The following is a 13,748-nucleotide window of genomic DNA, read 5'->3' as shown; positions in this document are numbered from 1 at the left end:
AAGCCCCGATCGCATCCCCACCCGAGACGACCAGCTCCCACAAATCCTCCGGCGAGGCCACACCCCCCGGCAGCCGGCAAGCCATCCCCACGATCACAATGGGGTCGTCGTCGGCGGCGGCCCGCACGGCGACGGCTGCCGGGCCGCTCGCCTCGCCGAGGAGTTCGGCGCCAAGCCGATGCGCCAGCGCGGCGGGTGTCGGGTAGTCGAACACCAGGGTGACAGGAAGCCGGAGCCCGGTGGCGGCGGCGAGCCGGTTGCGCAGGTCCACGGCAGTGAGAGAGTCGAAGCCGAGCTCGCGGAACGTACGGTCGCCGTCGGTGAGGCCGTCGCGGCCGAGCACCGCGGCGGCGAGCTCGCCCACCAGCGTCAGCAGAGCCTGGTCACGCTGCCCGTCGGGCAGGTCCCGCAGCCGCTGGGCGAACGAGCCTGACGCGGCGCGCGCCGTCGGGCGGCGGGCCTGGAACAGTCCGCGCAGCAGCGGCGGCACCGGGTCGGGAGCCGTCAGCCGTACGGGCACGAGCAGCGGGTCGCTCGCCTGGCCCGCCGCCTCGAACAGCGCGAGCCCCTGCTCGACGGTCAACGGCCGGATGCCCTGGCGGGCGAGCCTGCTCTGGTCGGACGCCTCAAGGTGCCCGGTCATCGCGCTGGCCTCGGCCCACAAGCCCCAGGCGAGGCTCACGGCGGGCAGCCCCGCAGCGTGGCGGTGGGCGGCGAGTGCGTCCAGATAGGCGTTCGCCGCCGCGTAATTGCCCTGGCCAGGGGTGCCGAGCACGCCGGCGGCCGAAGAGAACAGGATGAACGCGCTCAGCTCTATGTCCTTGGTGAGCACATGAAGGTTCCAGGCCGCCTCCGCCTTGGCACGCATCACCGCGTCGAGCCGTTCTCCCGTCAGGGAAGTGATCACCCCGTCGTCGAGCAGCCCGGCCGCGTGCACCACCGCGGTGAGCGGGTGGTCGGCGGGGATGTCGGCGATGACCTGGGCCAGCGCGTCCCGGTCTGCCGCGTCGCAGGAGGCGACGCGCGCTTGCGCGCCCAGTCCCGTCAGCTCGGCCACCAGGTCGGCGGCGCCTGGGGTGGTGGCGCCGCGGCGGCCGAGCAGCACGAGCCTGTGGACGCCGTGACGGGTCACCAGGTGGCGGGCGATGAGACCGCCGAGCAGCCCGAGCCCGCCGGTGATGAGGACGGTGCCGTGCGGGGCGAACGACCATACGCGCTCGGCGGTGGCCGACGCCCTGGCGAGCCTGGGTGCCAGGGCGGCTCCGCCGCGTAGCGCCAGCTGGGGCTCGCCTGCCGCGATGGCGGTGGGAAGCGCCGAGGCCGACTCGGCGTCCACGTCAATGATCAGGAAACGGCCGGGGTGTTCGGTCTGGGCGGCCCGCAGCAGTCCCCAGACGGGCGCGGTCTCCACATCCGGCGACTCGCCGCCGATGGCGGCCACCGCGCGGTGGGTCACCACCGCCAGGCGTTCGCCTTCCGGTGCGGCCAGCGCCGAGCGCAGTTCGCCGAGCACTCGCGCCGTGGCGTTCTCCCCTGTCGGCACGTCGATGATCCGGACCGGTGAGGGCGCGGCCTCCGGCTGGAGGTCCAGGGGCGTCCAGTCAAGGCGGTAGAGATCGTGATGGCCGACCGGAGCGAGCCGCCCCTCCTGGATGGGCCGGGCTACCAAGGAGTCGACGGTGATGACGGGCGCGCCGGTCGGGTCGGTGGCGTGCAGGGACAGCGAACCGTCGACTCCGGTGGACAGCCGCACCCGCAGTTCCGTGGCGCCGGAGGCGTGCAGCCGTACGCCACTCCAGGCGAAGGGCAACCGGCCGGGGAGCCGGGCAGCGTGGAAGGCGGCGTCCAGCAGTGCGGGATGGAGTCCGAAGGGCTCCTCGCCGAGTTCGTCCGGGAGCGTCACCTCGGCGTACGCCTCGCCGCCCTGCCGCCGGACGGCCCGCAGCCCTTGGAAGGCCGGTCCGTAGCCGATCCCGCTCTCGGCCAGCTCCGCGTAGAGATCGTCGATCGGCTCGGCGATGCCCCCCGGCGTCCACGGCGAGGATGCGGGGACGGCGGAGCCGGAGGTGAGCAGGCCGTGCGCATGCCGGGTCCAGGGACCGCTCTCGACGGCCCGCGCGTGAACGGCGAAGGGGCGGCGGCCGGCCTCATCCGGCGCGTCCACCCTCACCTGTAGCTGGACCTCGCCCTCGGCAGGCAGGGCCAGCGGTGTCTCGATGACCAGTTCGTCGAGGGTGGGCAGGCCCACCTCGTCGCCGGCGCGAATCGCCAGGTCCACGAACATGGTGCCGGGCACCACCAAACGGTTCCGGACGCGGTGGTCGGCCAGCCAGGAGCAGATGCGCGCCGGGATCCTCCCGGTGAGCAACACCACGTCCTCGTTCGCCGGATGCACCACCGTCTCCAGCAGCGGATGCCCCATCGAACCTCGGCTCACCGGGGCGGCGCCCAGCCAGAAGCGGCGTCGTTGGAAGGCGTAGGTGGGCAGCTCAGCCGGCGGGGCGGGCCACGCGCCGAAGGCCGGCGTCCAATCCACGGTCACGCCCTTGACGTGGGCTTCGGCCAGCGAGGCCAGGAACCGTTCTGGGCCGCCCTCGTCCCGGCGCAGGGTGGCGAGCACAACGGCCCCGTCGTCGGCGATCTCCTGGAGCGCCGAGGTCAGCACCGGGTGCGGGCTGACCTCGACGAGCACGTCGTGTCCTGAGCCCAGCAGCTCACGTACGGCAGGCTCGAACCGCACCGTGTGCCGCAGGTTGGCGTACCAGTAGCCCGCGTCCATGGTGGCGGTGTCGAGCCAGTCCCCGGTGACCGTGGACAGCAGCGGGATGTCAGACGCGCGCGGGCGGATTCCCTGTAGCGCGTCCTTGATCTCCTGCTCGACCGTCTCCACGTGCGCGGAGTGCGAGGCGTAGTCCACCGGAACGCGGCGGGCCCATATCCCCTCGGCCTCGCACTCCTCGACCAGCGCCGCGACCGCCTCTGACGCTCCCGCGACCACCACCGTGGACGGGCCGTTGACGGCCGCCACCGATACGTCTCCCGGGCAGCGGGCGATCCGCTCCTCCACCGCCGCCAGGGGCAGGGAGATCGACGCCATCGTGCCGCGCCCCGAAAGTGCGACGATCGCCCGGCTGCGCAGCGCCACCACCGCGGCCGCGTCCTCGAGGGACAGCGCGCCTGCCACACAGGCCGCCGCGATCTCCCCCTGGCTGTGGCCGATCACCGCATCCGGGTACACGCCGTACGAACGCCACAGTTCGGCGAGCGAGACCATGACCGCCCACAGGGCGGGCTGCACCACGTCCACCCGCGTAAGTTCGCCGCCGCGCAGCACGTCGGTGAGCGACCAGTCCACGTGCGGCGCCAGCGCCGCCGCACACGCTTCGATCGAGCGGGAGAAAGAGGGCGAGGAGTCGAGCAGTTCGCGGGCCATGCCCGCCCACTGGGAGCCCTGTCCGGGGAAGACGAAGACGATGCGGCGCTCGTCCACCGCCCTACCGCGGATCACCACCGGCTCGGCGCTCTCGCCCCGGGTGAGCGTGTCCAGCCCGGCCAGTAGGCCGTCCCGGTCAGCGGCGACGATGACGGCGCGCTCCTCCAGCCCGGCCCGGGTCGTGGCGAGGGCGTGAGCGACGGCGGCGACGCCTGTCCCGCCTTCGCGGACGAACGCCGCAAGCCGGGCGGCCTGCGCGGCCAGTGCCTCCGGTGTGCGCGCGGACACCGGGAACGGCAGCGCCTCGGAGATCTCAGGGGCTTCGGGTCCGGGCTCCGAGTGCGCCTGTTCCAGCACGATGTGACTGTTGGTTCCGCTCACCCCGAAGGCGGACACGCCGGCTCGGCGCGGCCCTTCCGTCTGTGGCCAGGGCTGTGCGTCGGCGAGCAGACGTACCGTGCCCGGCGACCAGTCCACGTGCGGTGAGGGGGCGTCGACGTGCAGCGTCTTCGGCAGCAGGCCATGACGCAGGGCCAGCACGGTCTTGATGATCCCGGCGGCGCCCGCGGCGGCTTGGGTGTGCCCGAGGTTGGACTTGACCGAGCCCAGCCACAACGGCCGGTCGGCGGAGCGGCTCGCGCCGTAGGTGGCCAGCAGCGCCTGCGCCTCGATCGGGTCGCCGAGCCTGGTGCCGGTGCCGTGCGCCTCCACGAGGTCCACCTGAGCGGCAGGCACCCCAGCGTCGGCCAAAGCCGCGCGGATCACCTGCTGCTGCGCTGGGCCGCTCGGCGCGGTCAGCCCATTGGAGGCGCCGTCCTGGTTGACCGCGCTGCCACGGACCACCGCGAGCACCTGATGCCCGCGCCGCCGCGCCTCTGACAGCCGTTCCACCAGCAGCAGCGCGACGCCCTCCGACCAGCCGGTGCCGTCGGCGGCGGCGGCGAAGGGCTTGCACCGCCCGTCGGGCGCCAGGCCGCGCTGGCGGGAGAACTCCACGAACACCGACGCCGTGGTCATCACGGTCACGCCCCCGGCCAGGGCCAGGTCGCACTCGCCGGAGCGCAGCGACCGCACGGCCAGGTGCAACGCCACCGAAGAGGAGGAACAGGCCGTGTCGATGCTGATCGCGGGACCTTCGAAACCAAAGGTGTAGGAGATCCGGCCGGAGGCGACGCTGGCCGCGTTGCCGACCGCCAGATAGCCTTCCACCTCGCCGGGCGCGACCGTCCCCGGGCTCGCGTAGTCGTTGCCGTTGGTGCCGACGAACACGCCGGTACGGCTGCCGCGCAGGGTGTGCGGGTCGATGCCGGCCCGTTCGAAGGTCTCCCAGGCGGTCTCCAGGAGCAGCCGGTGCTGGGGATCGGTGGCCAGAGCCTCGCGTGGTGAGACTCCGAAGAAGTCGGCGTCGAAGTCGGCGGGGTGGGCAAGGAAGCCGCCGTGACGGGTGTAGGTGGTGCCTTCCCTTTCGGGGTCGGGATCGTAGAGCCCGGCCACGTCCCAGCCGCGGTCGTCCGGAAACTCAGTGATCGCGTCACGGCCTTCCGCCACCAGCCGCCACAGGTCCTCAGGCGTGTCCACACCGCCGGGGAAGTGGCAGGCCATCGCGACGATCGCGATCGGCTCCGCGGCCTGACCCTGTGACTCGCGGAGACGTTCACGGGTTTCGTGTAGTTCGGCGGTGACCCGCTTGAGCAGGTGCCGGATCCGGTCGTCGGTCATGAGATCCCCAGCTCCTTGCCGATGAAGTCGATGAGTTCGTCGTCGGTGGCGTGCGACAGCCGGTCGTCCAGCTCGGGTCCGGGCTCGTCCACCCACCGGCGCACCAGCGTGCGCAGGCGGCGCCCGGCCTCGGCGCGGTGCGGGTCGTCCGGTGGGACGGCGGCCAGCAGCGTCTCCAGCCGTTCGATCTCGGCCAACGCGTCCTGGCCGCTGGGGGCCCGCGGGGTCAGCTCCGCGTACAGGAACTCGGCCAGCGCGCGTGGCGTGGGGTGGTCGAAGACCACTGTGGCCGGGAGGGCCAGCCCGGTTTCAGTGATCAGGCGGTTGCGCAGCCGGACCGCGGTGAGGGAGTCGAACCCTTGGTCGCGGAAGCTGCGGGCAAGGTCCACCTCGTCCTGCGACGGCCGCCCCTGTACGGCGGCGACCAGGGATCGGACCAGTTCGAGCAGGATGCCCCGGCGCCGCTGCCCGTTCGCCGCGCCGAGCCGGGCGAGCAGTGCCGGGGCGGTCGTCGGTTCCGGTTCCCGCGTGCCGCCGGCGAGGTCGGCGAGCAGCGGTGCGGCCCGGCCCTCCGCCGCTCGCGCCCAGTCCGCGTCGCAGACGATCACATGGGTCTCGTCGGGCACGTCGGCCAGAGCGGTGACCGCGAGTTCGGGATCCATGGGGCGGAATCCGTGCTGGGCCACGCGCCGTTCGCCCTCTCCGCCCGCGATGCCGTCTCCTGCCCAGTGCCCCCATCCGATCGAGGTGGCGGGCAGGCCCGCGGCGCGGCGGCGTGCGGCCAGCGCGTCCAGGAACGCGTTGCCCGGTGCGTAGTTGCCCTGCCCAGGAATGCCGCAGACCCCCGCGACGGAGGAGAAGAGCACGAAGGCGTCCAGATCGAGCTCGCGGGTGAGCTGATCGAGGTTCCGCGCTCCTACGGCCTTGACCCGGTGGACCCGCTGCAGTTGCTCAGGAGACAGCGCGCCCAGCACGGCGTCATCGAGGACGGCGGCGGCGTGCACGACCGCAGTGACCGGATGCTCGGCCAGCAGCTCCGCCAGCCGGTCCCGATCGGTCACGTCGGCGGCCACGAAGACGGGCTCGGCACCGAGCGCGGTCAACTCGGCGGCCAGCTCGGCCGCGCCGCGGGCCTGCGCTCCGCGTCTGCTCGCCAGAAGGAGGCGGGTGACGCCCGCGCGGGCGAGCCAGCGGGCGCTGTGCCGGGCGAGCGCCCCGGTGCCACCGGTGATCAGTACGGTGCCTCGCGGCTGCCAGGAGCCGCTGCCCGGGGCCGCGCGGACCAGGCGGCGGGTGAGCACCGCCGCGGATCGCACGGCCAGTTCCGTCTCGCGGTGCGCTCCGAGCAGGGCCCGCACCGCCAGGACGGCATCGTCGTGCCGGGCGTTCTCCGGCAGGTCGATCAGCCCGCCGACCAGCCTTGGGATCTCTATGGCGAGCACGCTGCCCAGCCCCCAGACCAGTGCGCCCGCCGGATCGTCGGCCGGATCGCCGGGGACCGCGGCGACCGCCCCCCGCGTCAGGGACCAGAGCGGCGCACCGAGGTTCGCGGCGTCCATGGCCTGGATGAGGGCGGTGCTCGCGGCGAGGCCCCAGGGAAGGTCCGGGTGCCCGGGGGTGGGGCCTGTGTCCATCGGGAGCAGCGAGAGCACCCCGGCGACGGGCTGGTCGAGTGCCTTCGCCAGGTGGTCGCGGTGGGCGTCCCCGGGTCCGACGACGATCCGCGACACCTCGGCTCCGGCGTCGGTCAGCGCCTGGGTCAGCGCCGCAGCCCAGCCGTCAGCGGTCCCTCGTGCGGGCACCAGCATGGCCCAGCGGCCGGAGGCCGGCCTGGCGTCCTCCAGGGCGGGCAGCCGATGCCAGGCGATCCGGTGGCGCAGGCCGTCCGCTGCCCGGGAGGCCGTGGCGGGTGCTTGCGCCCAGTAACGGTGGCGCTGGAAGGCGTAGGTCGGCAGCTCGGCCTGTCCGGGCCCGCCCAGCAGGGCGGCCCAGTCCACCGCGACGCCCGATACATAGGCGTGGGCAACGGCGGTGAGCAGCGTCCGAGGCTCGGGCTGGGATCGGCGCAGCACCGGCGTGGCCACCGCGCCGGGCGGCAGCGTCTCCTCGACCATGGCGCTGAGCACACCGTCAGGGCCCAGCTCGAGGCAGGTGCCGGCGTCGAGCCTTCGGGCCACGTCCAGAAAACGGACGGTGTCGCGGGCATGCCTGGCCCAGTACGCGGCCGTCACCTCGGTCAGCGGCTCGCCGGTCAGGGTGGACATCACCGGGATGGCGGGAGGCCGCTGGTCGAGTCCGGCTGCGATGCGTTCGAACTCCGCGAGCATGCCGTCCATCCGGTGGGAGTGGAAGGCGTGGCTGGTGCGCAGCCGCTTGGTCTTGCGGTCCTCGAACGCGGCGGCCACCGCCAGCGCAGCGTCATCCTCGCCGGAGATGACGGTCGCGGCGCTCCCGTTCACCGCGGCGATCGACACGCCGTCCCTGAGCCTGGCGCGCACCTCCGGCTCACCGGCCTGGAGGGCGACCATGGCGCCGCCCGGTGGCAGCGCCTGCATCAGCCGGGCGCGGGCCGCGACGAGCCTGGCGGCGTCGGGCAGGGTGAGGATTCCGGCCACGTGGGCGGCGGACAGCTCGCCGATGGAGTGCCCGGCGAGCCGGTCGGGCCGTACCCCCCACGACTCCAAGAGCCGGAACAGGGCCACTTCCAGCGCGAACAGGCCGGTCTGGGTGTAGAGGGTCTTGTCCAGGTCGGTGCCGTCGCCGGTGTCGAAGACGACGTCTCGGACGCGGCGCCGGGCGTGGCCGGCCAGTTCGGCGTCGAGCGCATCGGCGACCGCATCGAAGTGCTGGGCAAAGACGGGGTAGGCGGCATACAGTTCACGGCCCATCCCGGCGCGCTGGCTGCCCTGACCGGTGAACAGGAACGCCAGGCCGGCACCGGTGGCGCATCCTTGAACCACGTCCGGTGGCGCTTGGCCGCGGGCCAGCGCGTCGAGCCTGTCCAGGTAGCCGGAAGGGTCGTCGGCGACGATCACGGCGCGGTGGGGGAAGGCCGTACGGGTGGTCGCCAGGGAGCGGGCCACCTCCACCGGGTCAAGGGCATCGCGGGCACGGACGAATGCGGCCAAGCGGGCCGCCTGCGCGCGGAGCGCCTCGGGCGTGCGTGCGGACAGCACCCACGGCGCAGGCCCGGACGGGGTCTCGCGTCGCTCCTGTTCCAGGTCGGGCGGCGGCTGTTCGAGGATGACGTGGGCGTTGGTGCCGCTGATGCCGAAGGAGGAGACTCCGGCCCGCCGCGGGCGCCCGGTCTCCGGCCATGGCCGGGCTTCGGTCAGCAGCCGTACGCCCGACCATTCCACGTGGGACGACGGCTGGTCCACGTGCAGAGTTCTGGGCAGCACGCCGTGCCGTATCGCCTCGACCATCTTGATGATTCCCGCGACGCCCGCAGCCGCCTGGGTGTGGCTGATGTTCGACTTGACCGATCCCAGCCACAGTGGCCGGTCGGCGGGCCGATCGTGACCGTAGGCCGCGATCAGCGCCTGGGCCTCGATCGGGTCGCCCAGCGTGGTGCCGGTGCCGTGGGCCTCCACCACGTCCACCTCGGCTGGGTTCAGCCCGGCGGAGGCCAGCGCCTGCCGGATCACCCGCTGCTGTGAGGGCCCGTTAGGTGCGGTGAGCTGGCTGCTCCTGCCGTCCTGGTTGACAGCGGTGGAACGGATCACGGCCTGGACGGGATGGCCGTTGCGTACCGCGTCCGACAACCGCTCCAGCAGCAGCAGGCCCGCGCCCTCGCCCCAGCCGGTGCCGTCGGCGGAGTCGGCGAAGGACTTGCAGCGCCCGTCCGGGGCCAGGCCGCGCTGACGGGAGAACTCGATGAGGATAGCCGGAGTGGCCAGGACGGTGACTCCCCCGGCGAGTGCGAGCGAGCACTCCCCCGCCCGCAGCGCTCGGACCGCCAGGTCCACCGCGACCAGCGAGGATGAGCAGGCGGTGTCCACCGTGATCGCCGGGCCCTCCAGCCCGAAGGTGTAGGCCAGCCGTCCCGAGGCGACGCTGCCCGCGCTGCCGACGACCAGGTACCCCTCCAGGTCTTCCGGCGCCCGCTGGAACCGCGTGCCGTAGTCGCCGTACATGATTCCGGTGAACACCCCAGTCCTGCTGCCGTGCAGCGACTCGGGCAGGATCCGGGCCCGCTCGAAGGCTTCCCAGGCCACCTCCAGCAGCAGCCGTTGCTGGGGGTCCACGGCGGCGGCCTCGCGGGGCGGCAGGTCGAAGAATTCGGCGTCGAAATCGGCGGCGTCGTGCAGGAATCCGCCGCTGCGGGCGTAGGAGGTGCCGGGGTGGTCGGGGTCGGGGTGGTAGAGGTCCGGCCAGCCGCGGTCGGCTGGGAGCGGCCCGACGACGTCGCGTTCCTCCGCCACCAGCCGCCACAGGTCCTCGGGTGAGCGGGCCTCGCCCGGGTAGCGGCAGCCGATACCGATGATCGCGATGGGTTCGGTCCTGGCGGCTTCGGACTCTTCCATCTGACGCCGGGTCTGCCGCAGTTCGGCGGTGGTGCGCCGAAGATAGTCGCGGAGCTTGTCCTCGTTGGAGGTCATGCGAGCTCTCCGTCGGTGCTCGGGATCGTCAGCTCGTGGTCGAGCACGTCGAAAAGCTCGTCGTCTGTGACGTCGGCCAGATCGGTGGCGGGCTCCGCGGTGGCAGGCCCGCTTGCCCGCGCGAGGTCCCGGAGCCGAGCTGTGATCACTGCGCTAGGGGTGGGAACGGCCCGCAGCGCGGCCTCGATCCGGTCGAGTTCGGCCAGCAGTGCCTCGACAGGATCGGCGGGGGGTGGTGCGACCAGCTCTTCAAGGTGTGCCGCCAGTTCGGCGGGCGTGGGATGGTCGAAGATCGTGGTGACCGGGAGGCGGAGTCCGAGCCTGGCGCCGACCTGGTTGCGGAATCGCACGGCCATCAGGGAGTCGAAGCCCGCGGCCTGGAAGCCTCGGCCGGGCGCCACCGCGTCGGCGTCAGGGTGACCCAGGATGTCGGCGGCGGTCTGCCGGACCAGGTCGAGCAGCAGTTTTCTGCGCTGCTCCGGGTCGAGTCCGGCCAGCCGCGCGTCGTCCGCGGGTACGGCGGCGCGGCGGGCGGGGCCGTGTACGAGACCGCGCAGGACGGCGGGCGGGTCCGCGGCCTCGGCCGCGATCCTGGCGGGCACCAGCATGGCGTCCGAGCTGGTGAGCGCGGTGTCGAACAGGTCCAGCGCCTGCTCGGTGTCCAGCGGCAGCAGGCCGCCGCCCCCCAGCCGCCGCAGGTCGGCATCGGTGAGATGGCCGGTCATGCCACTACCCGCCGCCCACAGTCCCCAGGCCAGGGAGATCGCGGGGAGCCCGGCGGCGCGGCGGCGCTGGGCGAGAGCGTCGAGGAAGGTGTTGGCGGCCGCGTAGTTCGCCTGGCCCGGGGAGCCGACGAGACCGACGGCCGAGGAGTAGAGCACGAACGCGGACAGGTCCAGGTCTTTGGTCAACTGGTGCAGATGCCAGGCGGCGTTCGCTTTGGGGCGCAGGACGTTCGCCAGGCGCTGAGGGGTTTGGGCGGTCAGCACGGCGTCGTCCAGCACGCCCGCGGTGTGGATGACGGCGGTGAGCCTGGGGATCGTGGCGATGAGTTTCGCCAGGGCCTCGTGATCCGCGACGTCGCAGTCGGCGAGGGTGACTTCCGCGCCGAGTTCTTCCAGCTCCGCCACCGCCTGCGGAGCCCTGGTCGCGTTGCGGCTCACCAGCAGCAGGCGGCGGGCGCCGTGGTGGGTCACCAGGCGGCGGGCCGCGAGCCTGGCGAGCGTTCCTGTGCCGCCGGTGATGAGAACCGTCCCCTCCATCGCCTCTTTGTGGGGGGCTGGAGCCGTACCGTCCCCCGAAGTCGCGGACGAGAGGTCGGCCTGGACGAGTCTGGGGACGTGGATCTCACCCGCGCGCAGTGCGAGCTGGTCCTCGCCTGTGGCGAGCGCCGCCGGAATCACCTCGGTGGAACTCGGGTGACCGTCGCTGTCCAGGAGCACGATCCGGCCCGGGTGCTCGCTTTGCGCGGTCCGCGCGAGGCCCCAGACCGTGGCGTTGGCGAGGTCGTGGACGTCCTCGCCGGGAGCTGCCGCCACCGCGCGTTGGGTGAGCAGGACCAGGCGCGCGGTGTCGTCGCGTTCGGCGGTGACCCAGTCGCGCAGCAGCCGGAGTGCGTGCTCGGCCGCCGCTTGCGCCGCCTCGGCGGTGCTCTCCCACGCGGGAAGCTCGACGATGACATCGTCCTGCCTGCGATCCGCGGGGACCGGCAGGGTGGGCCAGGCCAGCCGGAACAGCGTGGACGGTCGTCGCCCGGCGGAGCGCAGACGTCCTGCCTCCAGTGGACGCAACGCCAGCGAGCCAACGGCGGCGACCGGCTGTCCGTCAGGGTCGGCGAGCTGGATCGACACCGTGTCGCCCTCGCAGGGCCGGACCAGGACCCTGAGCCCGGTGCCCACCTCGGGGCGAGCGGCCACGCCCGTCCACGCGAACGGCAGCCGAGGGGCGCCTGTCCCATTGCCCACCACAACGTGCAGGGCGGCGTCCAGCAGAGCCGGGTGCAGCACGAAGCCACTGACGTGAGAGACGGGTCCGGCCTCGGCGAACAGCCGATCACCGAGCCGCCAGGCGGCGGTCATGCCGCGGAACTCCGGCCCGTAGTCGTAGCCTCGTACGGCCAGCCGCCGGTAGAGGTCTTCGATGTCGATCGGCTCGGCTCCTGGGGGCGGCCACACCCCGGCGAACTCCGCCGGGCCTGCGCTCTCAGCGCCGAGCAGTCCGACGGCGTACCTGGTCCAGTCCTCCTCCTGGGCGCGGCCGTGGATCGCCATCGGGCGCGAACCGGCCTGGTCCGGAGGTCCCACGATGATCTGCAGATCGACACCACCGTCCTGAGGGAGTACCAGCGGCCTCTCCAAGGTCAGCTCGTCGATCCCCGCCTGCCCGGTCTGCGCCGCGGCCTGCAGGGCGAGGTCCACGAAGGCGGTCCCGGGCAGGACAGGTGTGCCGTGCACGGCGTGGTCGGTGAGCCACGGATGCTCGCCGGGGGCGATCCTGCCGGTGAGCACGAGCGTGCCGGTGTCGGCGAGCGACAGGGCACTGTGCAGGAACGGGTGGTCCAGAGCAACCGCCCCGGCCGCCGGTTGTCGCCCAGCCGGTGCGTTCAGCCAGTAGCGACGGCGCTGGAAGGCGTAGGTGGGCAGCTCCACCTGGTACGCGGGGTCGGCGGCGGTCACCGGCCAGGCGACCTGCCGTCCCAGGCTGTGGGCGATGCCGAAGGACTCCTGGAGCTGCGCCCATCCGCCCCGGTCCCGCCGGAGCGTACCGGTGACCGTCACGCCTTCCTCGTCCTCGATGCCGACGGTGAGGACGGGATGCGGACTGGATTCCACGAACAGGTCGTGCCCGTCACGCAGCAGCGCCCGGATGGCCTCGTGGAACCGTACGGGCCGGCGGAGGTTGTCGTACCAGTACTCGGGTGTGAGCAGGGACGTGTCGATGCGGTCACCGGTGACGGTCGAGTAGAAGGCGACCTTCGCGGCCATCGGCACGATTCCGGCGAGCGCGGACCGGATGCCGGGCTCGACGGTGTCGATCTGCCGGGAGTGTGAGGCGTAGTCGACCGGGATGCGCCGCGCCCGTGCGCCGTCCGCGGTCAGGCGCGCTTCGAGGTCGTCGAGGGCCTCCGGGGTGCCGGACACCACCGTGCTGGCCGCGCCGTTCACCGCGGCGATGTCGGCGGCACCGCCGTAGCCGCCCAGGTAGACCGCGACCTCATCGGCGGGCCGCAGCACCGAGAGCATCCCGCCCTTGCCGGTGAGCGCGATCAAGGCCCTGGCGCGCAGCGCCACGATGCGGACGGCGTCGGGGAGGGTGAGCGCGCCCGCCACGTACGCGGCCGCGATCTCGCCCTGGCTATGCCCGGCAACCGCGTCGGGGCTGATCCCGTGAGCCTGCCACACCTGCGCCAGCCCGGTCATCATCGTGAACAGCACCGGCTGCACGACCTCGACCCGGTCCAGCGAGGCCGCGCCGGGCCGTTCTTCGAGCACGTCGATCAGCGACCAGTCGGCGTGCGGGGCGAGCGCCGCCGCGCAGGCGTGCACGTGGTCGCGGAACTCGGGCGAGGTCCGGAGCAGCTCGCGCGCCATACCCGGCCACTGTGAGCCCTGCCCGGGGAACACGAACGCCGTTCTCCCGCCGGTCGACCTGCCGACGATCAGACCTGCCGCGGACCGGCCCGAGGCAAGGGCGCGCAGCCCTTCCCTATGGTCGCCCACGATGACCGCGCGGTGCTCGAAGCTCGCCCGGGTGGTCAGCAGGGCCCGGCCCGTCGCCGCCGGGTCGAATTCGGTGAGGTGCTCGTCCAGGCGGGCGGCCTGCGCGCGGAGCGCCTCAGGGCTGGTGGCCGACAGTACCCACGGCAGCGGCACGTCTTGCTCAGGGGCGGTGCGGGCGGGCGGAGGAGCCTGTTCGAGTATGAGGTGGGCGTTGGTGCCGCTGACGCCGAAGGAGGACACCCCGGCCCGGCGTGGCCGACCGGTCTCCGGCCATGG

3 protein-coding genes are annotated in these 13,748 nt (G+C 73.1%); all 3 read right to left on the bottom strand.

From position 1 onward, the window contains the following. Positions 1 to 5,152, bottom strand: a 5,152-nt coding sequence (locus AB0C30_RS59485) for an SDR family NAD(P)-dependent oxidoreductase (RefSeq protein ID WP_357962517.1), incomplete at its 3' end; no start/stop codon positions are given. After that, entirely contained in the window at positions 5,149 to 9,753 is a 4,605-nt protein-coding gene (locus AB0C30_RS59480; protein WP_357962514.1) for a type I polyketide synthase, read from the bottom strand. The genes AB0C30_RS59480 and AB0C30_RS59485, both read right to left, overlap by 4 nt. Next, positions 9,750 to 13,748 (bottom strand): type I polyketide synthase (locus AB0C30_RS59475; protein WP_357962511.1); only part of this gene is annotated, 3,999 nt, incomplete at its 5' end. The genes AB0C30_RS59480 and AB0C30_RS59475, both read right to left, overlap by 4 nt.

The organism is Nonomuraea sp. NPDC048901 (assembly GCF_040649695.1).
Taxonomy (GTDB): domain Bacteria; phylum Actinomycetota; class Actinomycetes; order Streptosporangiales; family Streptosporangiaceae; genus Nonomuraea.
This window is presented reverse-complemented; position numbering and strand designations above follow the sequence as displayed.